Consider the following 19796-nt stretch of genomic DNA (forward strand, 5'->3'; position numbering starts at 1 on the left):
TTTTAAACATTTCCTTCGCAATTTTTTCTTTTTTTGTTTTTTATAATTAAAATAAAAAAAAACAAAAAATTTCGTTTTTTTAAACGGTAAACAACTAAAACCCCACGACTTTTTATTAATTAAGATTCAATTGAATAGTTTGGCGCTTCTTTTGTAATTTGAACATCATGAGGATGAGATTCGCGTAGACCCGCACCACTCATTTGAATAAATTGAGCATTATCTCTTAGCTCTTGCAAGTTACCGGCACCAACATAACCCATCCCTGCACGTAAACCACCAACCATTTGGAAGATGATATCTTGAACGCTTCCTCGATAAGCAACGCGGCCTTCAATACCTTCTGGAACTAGTTTGTTTGCTTCGTTCACACTACTTTGGAAGTAACGATCGCTTGATCCTTTTTCCATCGCACCAAGAGAACCCATTCCACGATATGTTTTAAAGCGACGACCTTGATAAATTTCAAATTCACCAGGTGATTCATCCGTTCCAGCTAACATTGAACCAAGCATCACGACATAACCACCTGCAGCTAATGCTTTAACAATATCACCAGAGTATTTAATTCCACCATCTGCAATAATTGTACGTCCATATTCTCTAGCTACGGCAGCTGAGTCATAAATAGCAGTTAACTGAGGAACACCAACCCCTGCAACCACACGCGTCGTACAGATTGAACCAGGTCCAATCCCTACTTTAACAACATCAACCCCTACTTCATACAAGGCACGAGTCGCTTCACCTGTCGCGACATTTCCAGCAATTAAAATTGCTTCTGGAAATGTTTCTCTGATTTCTTTAATTTTACGGATGACTCCCGCACTATGTCCATGAGCGGTATCAATCACAATCGCATCAACACCTGCTTCAATTAACTGTTCTGCACGGTCAAAGGTATCATTTGTGACACCAACAGCAGCGGCAACTAACAAACGACCATGCTCGTCTTTAGCAGCACTTGGAAACTCAATGACTTTTTCAATATCTTTGATTGTAATTAACCCACTTAAACGATAATTTTCATCAACGATTGGTAATTTTTCGATTTTATGTTGTTGTAAAATATTTTCCGCATCTTTTAAAGAGGTACCAATAGGAGCGGTTACTAAACCTTCTTTAGTCATAACGGTATCAATGAGTACTTTATAGTCGGTAATAAAACGTAAATCACGATTCGTTAATATCCCTACTAACTTTCTATTTTCTAATGTTTCAACAATCGGAACACCACTAATACGATATTTTGACATCAATGCTTCTGCATCTGCTACTAAGTGTTCTGGTGTTAAAAAGAAAGGATCGATAATCACACCACTTTCAGAACGTTTGACTTTACGAACTTCATCAGCTTGTTGTTCAATCGACATATTCTTATGAATGACACCTAATCCACCTTGACGCGCCATTGCAATCGCCATCTTACTATCTGTTACAGTATCCATACTTGCACTCATAATTGGAATATTTAATTTTATTCCTTTAGCCAGCTCAATTGATAAATCCACATCATTCGGTAAGACATGACTTTCCGCTGGTACAAGTAAAACATCATCAAATGTATAGCCTTTTTTCGCAAATTTTGTTTCCCAATTCGACATTAGTTTAAAGCACTCCTTTAGTTTTATTTTTACTAACAAACTTACCAAAAATAATATCGTTCGTCAATGAACAAAATAGAAAAAAAGACAAATCTCATCAAGTTATTTGAATCAATCTGTCTTTTTTCTATTAAGCTTGTGGTGGCCTGGAAAATAAACTTCCTTGTAAATCAAATTTTTTCTTCAATAAGTAGTGCCCCCCAAAGGCAATCGCTCCTAAAATAAGGGTGATGACTGAGTCTAGCGATGGATTGACTGTCGCGGGTAACAATTGTGCCATTGAAAAGAAAAATAACCATGGGATAAAACACAAGGCCATAATCCCTGTTGATTTTAAGAAACTTGGTTTTTTACTTTGGTCTGCTCCTGGTAAATTATACACATACACATATTTATTAATAAAATAGAAAGAAAGTCCTCCTGAAATTGCACCAACTAATAAACTGGTTATTCCTTGTGTTAAAGCAGCCTCTTTATTTTTAGACATCATTGAGAATAAACTCGTGACAACTGTTAAAAATGTAAACAGAACCAAGGAATTATCTAACCAAAGAATAGCAAATGAAGATTCTGGTAGCTTATCTGGTGCTTCCGCAATTTCTTTTGCTGCTTCTGTCGGCGTTCCATATATTTGTTTTGCAGTTGTTCCGGTTTTTTGACCGTCCACTAAAGAATGTAGCATCTTATTTAACGCTATTACTTGTTTATCTTCTGATACTTGATATTCCGTTAACACCTTTTTCAAATCAAACATAAATTGATCATTTTTTTTAGTTAACTCTGACTTTAATTGTTTATTTTCCACTTTTTTTTGTTCTAATTCTGTTGCAAGTTCTTCTGCTGTTTTTTTCATCTACTCTGCCCCCAAATTAAACGTTGAAACGGAATAACATGACGTCACCATCTTGAACGACATATTCTTTCCCTTCCGAACGTACTCGACCAATCTCTTTTGCCGCTTGCATACTACCATTTTCTTTTAAATCTTCAAACGAAACGGTTTCTGCGCGAATGAAACCACGTTCAAAATCAGTATGGATAACACCCGCACATTGTGGTGCTTTCATTCCGTTTTTAAATGTCCATGCTCGAACCTCTTGTTCACCTGCTGTAAAGTAGGTTGCTAGTCCTAATAAATGATAAGCTGCACGAATTAATTTATCTAATCCTGATTCTTCAATCCCTAAAGCTTCTAAGAATTCTGCTTTATCTTCATCCTCTAATTCAGCAATTTCTTCCTCCGCACGGGCACAAACAGCAATCACTTCTGCATTTTCCGTTGCTGCAAAAGCCCGAACTTGTTTCACATAATCATTGCTTTCAGCGTCTGATACTTCATCTTCACTAACGTTAGCAACATAAAGTACGGGTTTAGTTGTTAGTAAGAATAAGCCTTTGACAATGGGTAATTCTTCCTCTGTAAATTCAATCGAACGTGCTGATTGACCTGCTTCTAAAACAGGCTTTATTTTTTCTAAGACGGCAAGCTCTGCAACCGCTTCTTTATCTTTTGTTTTTGCAATTTTAGCCACACGTGAATACCGTTTATCCACTGATTCTAAATCGGCTAAAACTAATTCTAAATTAATCGTTTCAATATCTGATAAAGGATCTACTCGGCCTTCAACGTGGGTGATGTTATCATCATCAAAACAACGGACCACATGGCAAATAGCATCTACTTGACGAATATTACTTAAAAATTTATTCCCTAAACCTTCACCTTTACTAGCACCTTTTACAATTCCAGCGATATCTGTAAATTCAAAAGTTGCTGGAACTGTTTTTTTAGGTTTAACTAACGTTGTTAATTCATCCAATCGGTAATCTGGAACTTCTACCATTCCAACATTTGGATCAATTGTCGCAAAAGGATAATTGGCTGCTTCTGCACCAGCTTTTGTTATCGCATTAAATAAGGTTGATTTACCTACGTTTGGTAAACCCACAATTCCTGCTGTTAAAGACATTTTATTCACTCTTCCTTTATCAATCTAAACCCTAACTTTAAATGTTAAGCTTCTTTTTTTTCTAATATTTTTTTTAATTTTTTATTAAACTCACGCCGAGGTAACATGACAATATGTTGGCAATGACAACATTTAATCTTAATGTCCATTCCCATCCTAATAATTTCCCATCGATTAGTCTGACAAGCATGAGGTTTTTTCATTTCAACGATATCACCTAAATCATACATACTGAATGTTCCTCCATCCTACTAATTTAGATACATGATATATAGTACCATATCTCCCTTAAAAAAAGTTGGGCTTTTTTAATCAAATTGAATTTCTAAAATATCCAAGATCCGCGTTAAATCTTTTTCTGAAAGATATTCAATTTCAATTTTACCTTTACCATCATTATCTTTAATAGAAACAGTCGTTCCAAATTTATCCATCAATGATTCTTCACTCGCTTTTACATAGGTTGGTACGTCTTTTGTTAACTTAATTTTCTTAGGTTTCTTAAACGTTCCTTGCTCATTGATTTCGGTCACCATTTGTTCTAATTGACGAACCGTTAACCCTTCTTTCAACGCTTGATTAGCCAAAGAAACAATTGCCGTTTCATCTTTTAATCCCAATAACGTTCGAGCTTGCCCCATTGATAAAGATTCATTTTGGACTAATTCTTTAACCACTGCTGGTAAGGTCAACAGACGCAGATAATTAGCGATGTATGGACGACTTTTACCTAGTTGTTCTGACAGTTCAGCTTGCGTTAGTTTTAAATTTTTCATCAACATATCATAGGCTTCAGCTTCTTCCATCGGGCTTAAATCTTCTCTTTGAAGATTTTCTAAAACCGCCACTTGCATCATCTGAGTTTCATCAAAAACTCTAACAATGGCTGGAATTGTTGCTTTACCTGCGATTTTAGACGCACGATAGCGACGTTCACCTGCAATAATTTCATAGCCTTTAATACTCGATACTCTCACGATAATGGGTTGGAAAACACCCGATTGCTTAATTGATTTAGCCAATTCTTCTAATGCTTGTTCATCAAATGTTTTACGTGGTTGGTAAGGATTAGGTCGTAATTCCGTCAGCGGTAGATTGACTACCTCTTCTAACTGCGGATTCACTTCATCTATTTTTGAAAAATCTTCGAATAGAGCATTAATTCCTCGTCCCAAACCAGTCTTATTTGCTTTCGTCACGTGTCATCACTTCCTTTGCTAGTGCTTGATATACTTCTGCTCCTTTAGAACGTAAATCATAATCAATAATCGACTGACCATGACTTGGTGCTTCTGACAATCGAACGTTTCTCGGAATGATGGTATCGTACACACGTTCGCTAAAATATTTACGAACTTCTTCAACCACTTCAGAGCCTAAATTGGTTCTGGCATCATACATCGTTAGCAGTACTCCCTCAATCTGTAATTCGGGATTAAAATGTTTTTGAACTAAACGAATTGTATTTAACAACTGACTTAACCCTTCCAATGCATAATACTCACATTGGACTGGTATTAAAATAGAGTCACTTGCTGAAAAAGAATTAATCGTTAGATGACCTAATGACGGTGGACAATCAATTAGAATATAATCATACTCGGCAACGACATCTGTTAATGCTGTTTTTAAACGAGACTCACGAGCCATCATTGAAGTTAATTCGATTTCTGCTCCTGACAATTGAATTGTAGCTGGCACAATATCCATTCCTTCTCGAGAGGACGGTAAAACTGTTTCCTTTAATGGTACTTCATTGACTAAAACATCATAGATATCTTTTTCAACATCTGACTTACGAATGCCCATTCCACTTGTTGCGTTTCCTTGGGCATCCATATCGATTAATAATACTTTTTTCCCTGCTAATGCTAAACTTGCTCCTAAATTAACGGTTGTTGTTGTTTTACCAACACCACCCTTTTGGTTTGCAACTGCAATGACCCGTGTCATAAGTCTTCCTCCGTTTACTTTACCTGATAATTTTTCAGTTTCTGCTTATATATTGTAACACACCTAACCTCATTTTTTTGTGAAGCTTCTTAAATTATCGGCTTTTTATTTGGCGTTCCTGGTTTGCGAGGATATTTTTTCGGAGTTGTCTTCACTTTTTTAATCGTTAAGATATAACGTTGATCTTGTGTAATTGGTAGAGAGACTTCTGTCTCTTTGACAAACTTACCTCCCAAAACTGTCATTGATTTTTTAGCCTCCACTAATTCTTCATCACTTTTCGCAGCTTTCAATGCTAAAAAAGAACCTTCTAATTTAACTAATGGTAAACACAACTCATTTAAAACGGATAGTCGAGCGACCGCACGTGCCGTCACGAAATCAAAACTTTCTCTGAATTCAGGGTTTTGTCCAAAGGTTTCCGCACGATCATGATACAATTCAACATCCTCTAGCTTTAGAGAATCAACTAACAATTGCAAGAAATTAATCCTTTTATTCAACGAGTCAACAATTGTTATTGATAATTCCGGGAAAACAATTTTTAAAGGAATACTTGGAAATCCAGCCCCAGAACCAACATCACACAAGCTTATTTTCCCGGTATTCAAGTTTTCTGAAAATGCTAATGTAATCGAATCATAGAAATGCTTCAAATAAACCTCTTCCAGTTCTGTAATGGCTGTTAAATTTATTTTTTCATTCCATTCATTCAACAATTTAAAATAAATACCGAATTGTTCCATTTGATAATCTGTTAAATGAATGCCCTGTTCTTTTAATATTTCTTTGAATAATTCTGGTTTCATCTTATTCTCCTCTATCTCTCTTTTAATTAATTTCATTTGCTAACTATAAAATAGAACGAACCTATTTCCCAACAAATAAAACCAAATTCTTCAGAGATTAAATTAACTAGCTTTACTTTAGCCTATCTTAAAAAAACTGCAATCTATTTCAATGTTTCACGTGAAACATTAATAAAAAACAAAAACACAAAGAATTAAATAACGTTTTCTTTATACGTTATTTAACGTTGTTCGTAACCTTGTAACATAAGTCTTAACGTTGTCTCTGAATGTTTTTTAACTTATTTATATGTTATTTCAATTAAATAAATCCAAATAACTGGATGATTTAAAACAAAAAAGTTATCCACAACCGATAGAGAAAGCACTTATCTCCACTCTCTTTTTCGACTGTGGATAACTTTTGACGCTCTTACTTTTTTTAAAACTCTAAATCATCATCCTCTTGATTTTTTGTTTTTTTATCTTGTTTTGTCTTTGATAAAATTAATTTTACTAATGTCAAAGATCCAATGAGCAGTACGCAGGCAATTAATAATTTACGAATAAAAAAAATCATCTCATTATTCCTTATTTACAATCGCTTCGCCAGTTTGAACTTCAACCCAACCATGCTTCAATCTTGCTTCGGCTTCTTTTAATTTAATAAGTTCTGGCGTAATTGATTCTGATAGCTTTTTATTTGCTTCTTTTTCAGCTTCTGCCGATTTTATTTTTGCATAAGCCTGACTATCTGCATTGGTTTTTGCTGTTTCTGCATCAAGTTTTGCTTTTTCATTTTCTTGACCTGCTCTAATAATTGAATCGATTGATTTTTGTGTTTCCGCATCCACTTCTGGAACGCCGACTGTAACATCCTCAACAACAAAGCCCTTAGGCTCGACTGATTTAGAGTAACTATCTAACAATGCTGCTTCAACTTCTGATGATTTACCCGAGAGGACATCTAGTAAACTATATTTTGAGTAAACTTCACGCGCTTCTTTTTGTAATTTAGATTTTAACCAACCATTTTCAATATCTTCACTGGTAATATTACCAAATTCTTTATACATTTTAGAAGCGTTAGTAGAATCCACTTTATAATCATACTTCACATCTACCGTTGTTTTTTTACCATCTGATGTAGAAACTGAAACATCTTTTGCTTGAATCGTTTGAAGCCTTATCGGATATTGTGTCACTTTATCTAGACCCACGAATTTTACCCCTTGACTGAGTGTGTTATCTTTAACTCCACCACTCATTGAATAACGAACCCCCACATAGCCATTATCAATTTTCTCAAAAAAGATAAATGCTGCAATGATTGCGATGATGATAAAACCAATGAAACCAACTAAATATTTGATACTTTTCATACTTTTCATTATGTATAACTCCTTATTTTGATATTTTTAAATTATACCACGAGTTACTTAACATTTATAGATGAATAAATTAAACAAAAAAAGAAACAAAAGACTAAAAAGACTTTTGTTTCTTTTTGATTCATCCAATCAGAACGAATAAACAGCTATGGAATACCTTCGATAATTTTATTAGAATAATAAGCTTTTAAATCTTCTAATTTTTCGATACTACTGATAGAATATTGCCGACTTAATTCTATTCCATAAGAAATAGGCTTATCTACGAAATTACGATAAATATCATATTCTGTTTTATTTTCATGTAATACTGAACTGACTGAAGGAGTCAATTTAAATAAAAAACCTTTTTTATACAAGTTGAGATAGAATAATAAAAAATCTGAGATCATATAGCCTGCTACCCCAATTTCTCTATAGGCTTGATTGACATAAATACGTTCTAAAATGACAACATCATTCTCTTTATACATGTCAATTTTACCGACACCTTCTTCATCCACCACTTCATCATCAAGATATAGCACGATTTTTTTTTCATTACTATCATTGAATTTCCTGCCTTTTTTTAAATCATATTTCAATCTCATCAAATACCTCCTTTTTTTTACAGCCCTTAAACTGCTATGGATTCAAAAATAAAGAATGTAAATTTTAAAATCTAAATATTTGTCTTTAGAATGAGGCAACCACTAGCCAATAATAATTAAAAATGCACTAAAATCAGCGTTTCACATGGATATAAACCTGTTTTAATTCCTACCTACCAGCTCTCAATAGTTAGCTTGTACTCATCCAACAAGCACAAATACAAAATTTACTTTAAAGGCCAGAGTATCTAAAATATCAAGTTCCGTCAAGACCAGTTTGTTTTGATAAAGCTAACAAAAAAACAATTAGTTATATCAAGAACCAAATTTTAAGTTTAAAATGTTTCATGTGAAACAAAAAAAGGCTTATCACTAAGCCTTTTCCTCATCTCTTTTTGTTATTTTTCCTTGTTCGATATAAACCATCAAAATACTGATGTCGGATGGATTAACACCACTAATACGACTAGCTTGAGCAATGGTTTCTGGACGTATTTTTTCTAGCTTTTGAATAGCTTCTGTGGCTAAGCTATTGATTGCTTTGTAGTCAATATAACTTGGAATTTTTTTAGCTTCCATACGCTTCAGTTTTTCTACTTTATCTTGTGCTTTTTTAATATAACCTTCGTATTTTGTATGGATTTCAACTTGTTCAATTACATATCGAGGTAAAGGTTTCGTTATTTCTAAAAACGGGATTAAATCATGATAATTAATTTCTGGACGTTTTAACAAGTCACTTGCTAAAATTCCATCTTTTAAATTAGCCGATTGATGGGCCGTCAAAAAAGCCTGTAAAGCCTCTGTTGGACGTAATCTCAACTTCCCTAAACGTTTCATCTCAGCCTCAATTTGTGTTTGCTTTTCTTGATACTCTCTATAACGCTCTTCTGCAACTAAACCAACTTGGTGACCAAACTCAGTTAAGCGCAAATCCGCATTATCATGACGTAATAATAAACGATATTCCGCTCTTGATGTTAATAAACGATAAGGTTCACTCGTTCCTTTTGTTACCAAATCATCAATCAAAACACCGATATAAGCATCGCTACGTTTTAAAATTAAAGGATCTTTTCCTTGAATTTTAAGTGAAGCATTAATTCCAGCCATCAAACCTTGACAAGCAGCTTCTTCATAACCAGAAGTCCCATTTGTTTGTCCCGCTGTGTAAAGACCTGTAATTTTCATTGTTTCAAGCGTTGGGCGTAATTGATGAGGGACAACTACATCATACTCTATCGCATAACCACTCCGCATGATTTCTGCATTCTCCAAGCCCTCTACACTACGAACCATATCATATTGCACATCTTCTGGTAATGAAGTCGACAATCCTTGGATATAGTATTCTTGCGTGTTACGTCCTTCTGGTTCTAAAAATATTTGATGGCGAGGTTTGTCACTAAAACGAACTACTTTATCTTCAATCGAGGGGCAATATCTCGCGCCCACTCCTTCAACAATTCCAGTAAACATCGGAGCTCGGTGTAAGTTTTCTCGAATAATTTCATGTGTTTTTAAATTTGAATACGTTAACCAACAAGACATTTGATCTTGGACGTATGCTGCATCTGGTGTTTCAAAACTAAAATGATTCGGAATCGTATCACCTGGTTGTTCTTCTGTTTTAGAGTAATCAATGCTGTGTCCATTAACTCGAGGAGGCGTTCCCGTTTTAAAACGTTCGATTTCTAATCCAATTTCTTTTAAGTTATCAGCTAAACCAATTGATGGTAATGAATTATTAGGACCTGAGGAATATTTCAATTCACCAATAATGATTTCACCACGTAAAGCCGTACCAGCAGTAATTATCACTGCTTTTGAATGATAGCGTGTCCCTGTACTTAATTCAACACCGTGACAATGATCATCTTCTATAATTAATTTTTCAACGATACCTTGTTTAACGGTCAAATTCGGCGTATTTTCAAGCGTACGCTTCATTTCAGTGTGATATTGATGTTTATCTGCCTGCGCACGTAAGGCACGGACTGCGGGCCCCTTACCGGTGTTTAACATTCTCATCTGAACATATGTTTTATCAATGTTTCGACCCATCTCGCCACCAAGAGCATCAATTTCGCGAACAACAACTCCCTTAGCCGGTCCCCCAATGGAAGGATTACAAGGCATAAAACTAATCATATCTAAATTTAAACTCACGAGTAATGTTTCCATCCCCATACGCGCAGATGCTAAACACGCTTCCGCACCGGCATGACCTCCACCAACAACGATCACATCATACTCACTTACTTGTATCATCTCTTTAATTCCTCTCTATTTACCTAAACAGAATTGACTAAACAATTGTGTAATTAGTTCATCTTGTACACTATCCCCAATAATCTCACCTAATAAATCCCAAGCACGAGTCATATCAATTTGAACCAAATCAACTGGCATCTCTTGCTCAATCCCATCGATTACTTCTTGTAAGGCTCGGTTTGTTTCTTCTAAAAGTCCAATATGACGACTGTTAGATAAATATGTGGCATCCTTACCCGATGTTTCTTGATTGAAAAACGTATTTTTTATCGCCTGTTCTAAAGCATCAATCCCTTGACTGGAAATAACCGAAATAGGTAAGACTGTTTCTTCTTCCAAGTATTCTTTTAAAAGCCCTTCTTCCAGTTTTCTTGGTAAATCGACCTTATTTAGTAAGACTATTCGGTGTTTTCCTTTCGTCAACGTTAATAATTCTTTGTCCATCTCTGTTAATGCTTCACTTTGATTTAAAATAAGTAAAATTAAATCTGCATCGACAATCGCTTGACGACTACGTTCAACACCTATTTTTTCAACCACATCATCCGTTTCACGAATACCTGCCGTATCTACCAACTTTAACGGAACCCCTCGAACATTTACATATTCTTCAATCACATCACGAGTTGTGCCTGCTATTTCAGTAACAATCGCTTTATCTTCTTGCAATAAATAGTTCAATAAACTTGATTTTCCAACATTAGGACGACCGATAATAGCTGTCGATAATCCTTCTCTTAGGATTTTACCTTGACGTGATGTTTGTAGAAGATGAGCCACATCTTGTTGAACCTCACGAGCTTTATTTACCAAAATAATAGATGTCATTTCTTCAACATCATCATATTCTGGATAATCAATATTGACTTCTACTTGTGCTAAGGCTTCCAAAATCTTTTGACGTAACTCACGAATTAAGTGTGACAACTTACCATCCAGTTGATTTAACGCTAACTTCATCGACTCATCCGTCTTAGCTTGGATTAAATCCATCACAGCTTCCGCTTGTGACAGGTCCATACGGCCGTTTAAGAAGGCCCGCTTGGTAAATTCACCTGGCTCCGCTAAACGTGCTCCTTGACGTAATAAGAGTTGTAATATCTGATTGGCAACGACCATTCCACCATGACAATTGATTTCTACGATATCTTCACGAGTAAAGGTTTTAGGTGCACGCATGACAGCGAACATGACTTCATCTAAAACAGCTTTGGTTTCAGGATCTTTAACATGGCCATAGTGAATAGTATGGGTCGGTACCTCCTCTAATGATTTTTTTTGATAATGACTAATCTGATTGGCGATTTTAACTGCCTCTGTTCCGCTCAAGCGGACTATACTAATAGCTCCTTCTCCAGGAGGTGTCGAAATGGCAGCAATCGTATCGAATTCTTTTGTGATATTCATCAACTATTCCCTCTTCTTTCTTTTTTTACATATAAAAAAGCGCCCACTCCACCCCTTTTATTTTAAAAAGAAATGGACACGCACTTTGACTGCTATCGCTATTTGTATGTCACAAAAATAATAGCATATTCTAAACTTGATGACAATTTTAATTGACGAAAAATTCTAGGATTTGTTTTTCTAAAACATTAACCTCAAGTTCTAATAACTGGTCTTCTTGAAAGGTTCCTACCAAAACATCTGGCATTTTTAGTAAACAAAAGTCTAAATAATCAAACTCTCCCTCTGTTAACTCCTTAAAAAGAACTGAAAAAGCTGTCCCATGTCCAACGATAACCAAATTTTCTGGTGCTGTTTTTAAAATGTTTTGAAACGCTGGATAAACCCTTTGAGCGACTTCATTTAAACTCTCTCCATGAGAAAGTTTGAAATCAAAATTAGACCACTGCTTATTCGCAAACTCATTAAAATTAAACAACCATTCTCCAATTTTCCGTTCCCTAAACTCCGGAATCATCTGAAGCGATAATTCAAATAATTCAACTAAGGGTTGCGCCGTCTGTAGCGTCCTTAAAAAAGGACTCACATAGATTGCTTCTACCTTCTTATCTTCAAAAAATAAAACTAATTTTTGTGCTAATGCTAGACCTTTTGAGCTTAGAGGTGCTTGCTCATGATGAATGGTTTCATCCCTAAGTGAATGACGAATAAAATAAACCGTACGTTTCATTAAGTTCAACCTCCCTTTTTTTAAGTATAACAAAAAGCCATCAAGAAATTAATTTCTTGATGGCTTTTATTAACTAAGCTAATTCAACGACTAGATAACGATGAGGTTCGTGCCCTTCTGAATGAGTGCTGATATCACTTTCGTTAGCTAAAATCGCATGAACTTGTTTACGCTCAAAAGCTGGCATCGGTTCTAGAAAAACAGGTTGTCCTGTTTGACGAACCTCTTTTGCAGTTCTTCGAGCTAAACGTTGTAAAATTTGTTCGCGACGCTCGCGATAATCACCGATATTAACCATAATAGCTATTCGGTTTTTAGCAATCCGATGAATATAAACTTGAGCTAAATATTGTAAAGCATTTAAAATTTTACCGTGCTTACCAATCAATAACCCTTTTTTATACGTTTCTAAGTCAAAAACCACGACTTGCTTGTGACGTTTAACTTTAACTAATGCAGGTGCATCAAGTTCACGTGTAATTTCAGTTAAATAAATGGCTAATTTTTCAATTGCTTCATCATCTGGTAAATCCGACTCATAGATGACTTCATTTGTTTCTAAATGAGCTTCTTTTGAAGACTCCTTTACTTCAGTTGGTCCTTTTAAGTCTGGTTCTTCTACAACTTCGTTAACGGCTTCTTCTTTAACAAAAGGAACCACGTCAATTGATACTTCAGCTGCTTTTTTACCAATTCCTAAAAAACCACGTTTTCCCTCTTCTAATACACTAATAATCGCTTCACTCTTACTAATGTTTAATGACTTTAAACCAGATTCTATTGCTTGCTCTACTGTTTCACCTTTAAAATTCGGCATCACACAAACCTCCTCATAGTAATATAGTCGTTTTTATTTACGTTTTTTCTTAGACAAATTTGCTTTACGCAATGCTTTTTCTAAATCTTGTTTACGTTTTTCTTCTGCTTCACGTTCCGCTTTTAATTTAAATGGATTATTAATAATCAGTGTTTGAACCACTTGGAAAGCATTAGATATTACCCAATATAAAGATAAACCACTAGCTAAATTAACTCCCATTACTAAAATCATAATTGGCATCGTGTAATTCATAATTTTCATAGCACCTTGGGTTTCAGTTTGTCCCATTGATGTTAATTTCGTACTAATAAATGTAAAGATTGCTGCTAAAATCGGCAAAATATAAGTCGGATCTGGATCGCCTAGTGCTAACCATAAAAAATGACCATTTGTCAAAGCAGGTATTCTAGAAATGGATTGCCATAACGCCATCATGATTGGTAGCTGAACCAATAAAGGTAAACATCCCGTTAGTGGGTTCGCTCCATTTTCGGCATATAGACGTTGTGTCTCTTCTTGTAACAATCGTGCTGTTTCTGGATCTTTTGATGAATACTTTTCTTGCAATGCTTTAATTTTTGGTTGTAACTCTTGAGTTTTACGCATACTTTTCGTTTGAAAATGCATTAAAGGCATCAACAACACACGAATAATTAAAGTAAACATAATAATTCCGATTCCCTTATTACCAAAGAACGATAGACTTTTAATAGCCTGACCAAAGTAATAAACAATATACCGATCCCAAAGACCTGTGCTATCAGCAGTAACACTACCTGTCGCACCACAACCTGTCAAAACAAAAACTAAAACTAGCATACTCATTAAAAGTATTATTTTTTTGTATTTCTTCACTAATTAGCCCTCGCTTATTTTATTAAATTTGCTAAATTCAATACGTGTCGAGTGTTTTGCTTCACTTCATCAAATGATAAGCCTACTATATTAGGCCGTGCTATTATAATGATATCATGAGTCGGTTTGATTTCATCTTTTAACTCAAATAATGATTGTCGAATTAAACGCTTTACACGATTTCGATTAACAGCGTTACCAATTTTTTTACCGACAGAAATTCCCACACGAAAGTGAGTATTTTGCTCGTTTTGATTGAAATAGACGACAAAATTACGATTTGCAAATGACTGTTTTTTCTTAATAATCGTTTGAAAGTCTACCTCTCTTTTTATCCGATAAGATTTTCTCATGTAACATCCCTTTAATTCTACTTAGTTTATGACTTAGCAATACTCTAATCATAGCATAAAGTAAGTTTATTTATCTCTTTTTTAATAAAAAAAGTTATAAAAAAAAATCACTGATTATTAAACTCAGTGATTTATGCAGCTAATACTTTTCTTCCTCGACGACGTCGACTAGCTATTACGCGACGACCATTTTTAGTGCTCATGCGTTTACGGAAACCATGCACTTTTTGGCGCTTACGTTTTTTTGGTTGATATGTTCTTTTCATGAAATCCACCTCCTATAAAACAGTCTATTTCTAAATCACTTAGACAGACTATAATAGTATACAAATAGAATACCAGTTTTGTCAACTATTCTTTTTAAAATACTTTCAAAAGATTCTTATAAAAGAGTTAACAATCCCTCTAAACTTATCCACATTACTGTTTAAAGACGAAAAAATAATTTTAGTCATCCTCAAACTTAACATTCAGTTATCCACAAGTTAACAGCTGTTACAAACTTATCCACATTTTTAAAATAAGGTGTTGATAACTGTTAGAAAGCTTGTCCTAACAATCTACGAGTCTGTGCATAACTGTCTATCTTTCTCTTTTATTTAAAAATAGTCCACAACTTGAACATTGTCTGTGGAAAACTTTTTGTTAATTTTGTTATTTTGTTATCCACATCCTATAAAATCAGTGGAAAACTTTTTTATTTAATGCTAGAATGAACAAGCAAACTATTTTAAAAGGAGGATAGACATGCCCAATATTGATTTTATTTGGAAAGAATTAGAAGATGACTATCGCCAAATCTTAACCCCTCCTAGTTTTAATGCTTGGATTGAACAAGCAACGCCGATTAGTCTTGAAGATAATATTTTAATTATTGAAGTACCCTCTTCTTTACATAAAGAGTACTGGGAGAAAAACCTCGCAAGTAAAATTGTCGAAACAGGCTTCAAATTAACCGGAGGTGAAATATCACCGGTCTTTATTATTCAAAATGAACAACCTGCACCTGAAAAAAGAGTCGCTGAAAAAAAAGCCGCTGTTCCTGATATTGTTATCCAAAATAGCAAAAAAGCTCTATTAAACCCGAAGTATACGTTTGATACTTTTGTTATTGGAAAAGGAAACCAAATGGCTCATGCAGCGGCTTTAGTTGTCGCTGAAGATCCTGGTGCAACCTATAATCCGCTCTTCTTTTACGGTGGCGTTGGACTTGGAAAAACTCACTTAATGCACGCAATTGGTCATCAAATGTTGACAAATCAACCCGATGCAAAAATAAAATATGTTACTAGTGAATCTTTTGCTAATGATTTTATTAACTCCATCCAAAATCGGACATCCGAAGCTTTTAGACAGGAATACCGAAGTGTTGATTTATTACTTGTGGATGATATTCAATTTTTTGCTGATAAAGAGGGGACCCAAGAAGAATTTTTCCATACCTTCAATACACTCTATAATGATGGACATCAAATCGTTTTAACCAGTGATCGCTTACCTAATGAAATTCCTAAACTACAAGAACGTCTCGTTTCCCGTTTTGCCTGGGGACTATCCGTTGATATTACCCCTCCAGATTTGGAAACACGAATTGCTATTTTAAGAAAGAAAGCAGACGCTGAAAATTTAGAAATTCCTGATGATACTCTAAGCTATATTGCTGGACAAATTGATTCAAATATTCGAGAGCTTGAGGGGGCTTTGGTTAGAGTTCAAGCTTATTCAGCAATGAGTGGAAATGAAATTACAACAAGTTTAGCCGCAGACGCTTTAAAAAGTCTCAAGCCTGCTTCAAAAAGAAAAGAACTTTCTATTCTTTTAATTCAAGAGGAAGTTTGTAAATACTACCATATAAAATTAAAAGATTTAAAAGGGAAAAAAAGAGTTAAAACGATTGTTGTGCCTCGGCAAATTGCGATGTATCTCTCTCGTGAAATAACTGATAACTCTTTACCCAAAATTGGTGCTGAATTTGGTGGAAAAGATCATACTACTGTCATCCATGCTCATGAAAAAATTCTACAATTACTAAAGACCGACGCTACACTTCAAAAAGAAATTGGAGATTTAAAGCAATTACTTACAAATTAAAAATTTCAGACCTGTGGAAAACTTTTAACTTAACCATTAACTTATCCACAGGTTGTCCACATGCTAAAAACCTTGAGACTTATCCACAAAGCTTAGTTATCCACATGATTCACAGGCTCTACTACTATTACTATCTATTTATATTATTAATTAAAAGGAGAATCACATATGAAAGTCACTTTAAATCGTGCCTCTTTTCTTGAAGAATTAGCGACTGTTCAACGAGCTATTTCTGGAAAAACAACTATTCCTATTCTAACGGGGGTAAAAATAAAATTAACAGAGATGGGATTGACTCTAACAGGAAGCAACGCAGATATCTCAATTGAAACTTTTTTAAGTGCCACTGATGAAAAAGCAAATATGTTAATTGAAAAAACAGGATCTATTGTTTTACAAGCAAGATTCTTTAATGATATTATTCGTAAACTTCCTGAAGCTACACTAACTTTAGAATTAGTTGACAATAATCAAGTCATTATTACATCAGGCAAGGCTTTATTTAACGTTAATGCTTTAAATGCAGAAAATTATCCTCATTTACCAATCGTTGAACATGATCAGGCTTTTAAATTACCTGCTCGAGTTTTAAACAAATTAATTAATGAAACTGTTTTTGCTGTTTCAATGCATGAAAGTCGTCCAATTTTGACTGGTGTTCATATGATATTGAAAAACAATCAATTATTAGCGGTAGCAACTGATAGTCATCGTTTAAGTCAACGAATGATTGAAGTTGAAGGAGATAATCAAGATTTTGATGTTGTGATTCCTGGTAAGAGTTTACAAGAGCTATCAAGAACCTTTAAAGACGAAGAAGATTTAGTCTCTATTCTAATGATGGATAACCAAGTGTTATTTAAAACAGAGAACATGTTATTTTATTCTCGTCTGCTAGAAGGGAACTATCCAGACACAGACCGTCTAATACCAACTAGTTTTAATACAGAAATAACGTTTAACGTACCGGAACTTCTGTCGGCAATCGATCGAGCTTCTTTACTGTCACATGAAGGTCGTAACAATATAGTAAGATTATCCATCAATTCTGAAGAGGTTACTATTTATGGTAATTCACCAGAAATTGGCAATGTTGAAGAAGATTTAAGTTATGTTTCTGTAACAGGTGATCCGATTGATATCTCATTTAATCCAGATTATATGAAAGATTCATTGAAATCATTTAGTGGAATTGATATTACAATTAAATTTATATCTCCAATTCGTCCATTTACTTTACAACCATCGGATGGTGATATTGATTTTATTCAATTAATAACTCCCGTTCGAACAAATTAATGGATGATTTCAGATCCTTCTCGAGACTAAAAAACGAGCAATCTAAAAATGATTGCTCGTTTTTTAAGTTATTCACCAAAATTGATAGTTAAACAAAACAATAATCAGAAAATTTTCAATAAAATCTAAAATTTAAAAAAACAACTTATTTTTACATTCTAGCCAGTTTGAATAGAATATGATAAATCTATCTAAAAATACTCCATACCGGTTAGAAGGGTTTATATGAAAGATAATTTGTTTTTGTCCTTCAAAAAAGGTATAATGGAGGAGTCTATAAATGGAAAGAATAGGTGGGAATTGTGAAAAAAACTTTTATTTTAAAAACAGATTACATGACTTTAGGTCAACTTTTAAAAGAAATTGATGTCATTTCTAGTGGCGGTATGGCGAAATGGTATTTACGAGAAAATGTTGTTTATGTTGATGGTGAAATTGAAAATCGCCGTGGACGTAAATTATACCCAGAAATGATGATTGAAATACCTGAAGTAGGGACTTTTTTTATGACTTCTTCGCTAAAAAATGAGCAATCTCGTGAAGAATAATGTATTTAAAAAATATTGAATTAACGAGTTATCGGAATTACGATCAACTAAGTTTAGATTTTTCACAACGCTTAAATGTTTTTTTAGGTGAAAATGCGCAAGGCAAAACTAATCTTTTAGAAAGTATTTATATGCTAGCTCTAGCCAGAAGTCATCGAACAACGAATGATAAAGAACTAATTGAATGGTCAAAAGAATTTTCCCGCATCGAGGGAAGAGTGGTTAAACAACATAGTGAAGTTGACTTAACGATGATTATTTCTAATAAAGGAAAAAAAACTAAAATTAATCACCTGGAACAACAACGTTTAAGTGATTATATCGGTCAACTAAATGTCATTTTATTTGCTCCTGAAGATTTAACCTTAGTTAAAGGTTCTCCTCAAAATCGTCGTAAATTTCTTGATATGGAAATTGGACAAATCAATCCACAATATCTTCACTATTTAAGTACTTATCAATCTGTTTTAAAACAAAGAAATCAATATTTAAAAAAAATTGGGCAAATGAAAACAAAAGATCTGATTTACTTAGATGTCTTATCAGAACAACTGGCTCAAGCGGGTAGTCATGTTTTATTTTATCGCCTTCATTTTATAAAAAAATTGGAAAAATGGGCAAATGAGATTCATAAAAAAATTTCTTATTCTAAAGAAAATTTAACGATTGCCTATAAAAGCTATCAAAAATTAACATCAGAACAATCTGCGCAAGAGTTGAACTTACTTTTGTATACGGATTTGAAAAAAAATGAAGCCAAGGACTTGCATCAGCAATCAACAAGTATAGGGCCACATCGTGATGATTTACTTTTTTTTGTAAATGAAAAAAATGTTCAAACTTATGGGTCGCAAGGGCAGCAACGAACAACGGCTTTGAGTTTGAAATTAGCAGAAATAGAATTAATTAATGAAGAAATAGGCGAATATCCTATTTTATTATTAGATGACGTGTTAAGTGAGTTAGATGACGAGCGTCAAGTTCAACTTTTAGAATTAATCGAAATGAAGCTTCAAACGTTTTTAACAACAACTAGTTTGAATCATCTAGAGAATAAATTAAAAATTAAGCCTGAAGTGTATCAAATTACTCAAGGTAGTGTAGAAAGGGATGGAGATTAGCG

Annotated in this window: 20 protein-coding genes; 4 read left to right on the forward strand and 16 right to left on the reverse strand. The window is 34.2% G+C overall.

Annotation, left to right across the window (positions count from 1 at the left end):
• Window positions 1-119 precede the first annotated feature (119 nt).
• The 16 genes from guaB to rpmH all read right to left on the reverse strand — a co-directional run bounded on the left by guaB (window position 120) and on the right by rpmH (window position 15001).
• The gene (gene guaB, locus ACTJFD_RS08040) at window positions 120-1604 is read right to left on the reverse strand and encodes an IMP dehydrogenase (protein ID WP_442260826.1); all 1485 of its coding nucleotides are present in this window, start codon (window positions 1602-1604) and stop codon (window positions 120-122) included.
• A 130-nt stretch (window positions 1605-1734) separates the two neighbouring features.
• Complete coding sequence (locus ACTJFD_RS08045) at window positions 1735-2457, reverse strand: DUF1129 domain-containing protein (protein WP_442260827.1); 723 nt, start codon at window positions 2455-2457, stop codon at window positions 1735-1737.
• A gap of 16 nt (window positions 2458-2473) precedes the next feature.
• Window positions 2474-3574 carry a redox-regulated ATPase YchF gene (gene ychF / locus ACTJFD_RS08050; RefSeq protein ID WP_442260828.1) on the reverse strand — a complete coding sequence of 367 codons (1101 nt, stop codon included), beginning with the start codon at window positions 3572-3574 and terminating at the stop codon, window positions 2474-2476.
• A 44-nt stretch (window positions 3575-3618) separates the two neighbouring features.
• A complete protein-coding gene (locus ACTJFD_RS08055; RefSeq protein WP_442260829.1) occupies window positions 3619-3804 on the reverse strand; it encodes a DUF951 domain-containing protein in 186 nt (61 codons plus the stop codon).
• A 78-nt stretch (window positions 3805-3882) separates the two neighbouring features.
• Window positions 3883-4773, reverse strand: coding sequence for a ParB/RepB/Spo0J family partition protein (locus ACTJFD_RS08060; RefSeq protein ID WP_442260830.1), 891 nt, complete (start codon window positions 4771-4773; stop codon window positions 3883-3885).
• The gene (locus ACTJFD_RS08065) at window positions 4757-5527 is read right to left on the reverse strand and encodes a ParA family protein (RefSeq protein ID WP_442260831.1); all 771 of its coding nucleotides are present in this window, start codon (window positions 5525-5527) and stop codon (window positions 4757-4759) included. Before ACTJFD_RS08065 ends, ACTJFD_RS08060 begins: the two co-directional genes overlap by 17 nt.
• Window positions 5528-5616: 89 nt before the next feature.
• Complete coding sequence (gene rsmG / locus ACTJFD_RS08070) at window positions 5617-6336, reverse strand: 16S rRNA (guanine(527)-N(7))-methyltransferase RsmG (RefSeq protein ID WP_442260832.1); 720 nt, start codon at window positions 6334-6336, stop codon at window positions 5617-5619.
• A 563-nt stretch (window positions 6337-6899) separates the two neighbouring features.
• On the reverse strand, window positions 6900-7706 hold the full coding sequence (locus tag ACTJFD_RS08075) for a prohibitin family protein (RefSeq protein ID WP_442260833.1): 807 nt from the start codon (window positions 7704-7706) through the stop codon (window positions 6900-6902).
• A gap of 146 nt (window positions 7707-7852) precedes the next feature.
• Window positions 7853-8296: a hypothetical protein gene (locus ACTJFD_RS08080; RefSeq protein WP_442260834.1), complete on the reverse strand. Its 444-nt coding sequence runs from the start codon at window positions 8294-8296 to the stop codon at window positions 7853-7855.
• A gap of 372 nt (window positions 8297-8668) precedes the next feature.
• On the reverse strand, window positions 8669-10567 hold the full coding sequence (mnmG, locus tag ACTJFD_RS08085; protein ID WP_442260835.1) for a tRNA uridine-5-carboxymethylaminomethyl(34) synthesis enzyme MnmG: 1899 nt from the start codon (window positions 10565-10567) through the stop codon (window positions 8669-8671).
• Between the two features lie 15 nt (window positions 10568-10582).
• Window positions 10583-11980 (reverse strand): tRNA uridine-5-carboxymethylaminomethyl(34) synthesis GTPase MnmE, encoded by a 1398-nt coding sequence (mnmE, locus tag ACTJFD_RS08090; RefSeq protein WP_442260836.1) that lies wholly within the window; start codon window positions 11978-11980, stop codon window positions 10583-10585.
• A gap of 145 nt (window positions 11981-12125) precedes the next feature.
• Window positions 12126-12707 (reverse strand): histidine phosphatase family protein, encoded by a 582-nt coding sequence (locus ACTJFD_RS08095; RefSeq protein WP_442260837.1) that lies wholly within the window; start codon window positions 12705-12707, stop codon window positions 12126-12128.
• Window positions 12708-12780: 73 nt separating this feature from the next.
• Window positions 12781-13524 (reverse strand): RNA-binding cell elongation regulator Jag/EloR, encoded by a 744-nt coding sequence (gene jag, locus ACTJFD_RS08100; protein WP_442260838.1) that lies wholly within the window; start codon window positions 13522-13524, stop codon window positions 12781-12783.
• A gap of 33 nt (window positions 13525-13557) precedes the next feature.
• Window positions 13558-14382, reverse strand: coding sequence for a YidC/Oxa1 family membrane protein insertase (locus ACTJFD_RS08105; protein WP_442260839.1), 825 nt, complete (start codon window positions 14380-14382; stop codon window positions 13558-13560).
• 14 nt (window positions 14383-14396) lie between these two features.
• Complete coding sequence (gene rnpA, locus ACTJFD_RS08110; RefSeq protein ID WP_442260840.1) at window positions 14397-14735, reverse strand: ribonuclease P protein component; 339 nt, start codon at window positions 14733-14735, stop codon at window positions 14397-14399.
• A 131-nt stretch (window positions 14736-14866) separates the two neighbouring features.
• The gene (gene rpmH / locus ACTJFD_RS08115) at window positions 14867-15001 is read right to left on the reverse strand and encodes a 50S ribosomal protein L34 (RefSeq protein ID WP_442260841.1); all 135 of its coding nucleotides are present in this window, start codon (window positions 14999-15001) and stop codon (window positions 14867-14869) included.
• 481 nt (window positions 15002-15482) lie between these two features.
• On the opposite strand from rpmH, the gene dnaA reads away from it, so the two are divergent.
• From dnaA to recF, 4 genes are all read left to right on the forward strand, one after another.
• Window positions 15483-16826 carry a chromosomal replication initiator protein DnaA gene (gene dnaA / locus ACTJFD_RS08120; protein ID WP_442260842.1) on the forward strand — a complete coding sequence of 448 codons (1344 nt, stop codon included), beginning with the start codon at window positions 15483-15485 and terminating at the stop codon, window positions 16824-16826.
• 168 nt (window positions 16827-16994) lie between these two features.
• A complete protein-coding gene (dnaN, locus tag ACTJFD_RS08125) occupies window positions 16995-18125 on the forward strand; it encodes a DNA polymerase III subunit beta (protein ID WP_442260843.1) in 1131 nt (376 codons plus the stop codon).
• A gap of 302 nt (window positions 18126-18427) precedes the next feature.
• Window positions 18428-18673: a S4 domain-containing protein YaaA gene (gene yaaA / locus ACTJFD_RS08130; RefSeq protein WP_442260844.1), complete on the forward strand. Its 246-nt coding sequence runs from the start codon at window positions 18428-18430 to the stop codon at window positions 18671-18673.
• Window positions 18673-19794: a DNA replication/repair protein RecF gene (gene recF / locus ACTJFD_RS08135; protein WP_442260845.1), complete on the forward strand. Its 1122-nt coding sequence runs from the start codon at window positions 18673-18675 to the stop codon at window positions 19792-19794. Before yaaA ends, recF begins: the two co-directional genes overlap by 1 nt.
• Window positions 19795-19796 lie beyond the last annotated feature (2 nt).

The organism is Vagococcus sp. (genome assembly GCF_052102835.1).
GTDB lineage: Bacteria > Bacillota > Bacilli > Lactobacillales > Vagococcaceae > Vagococcus.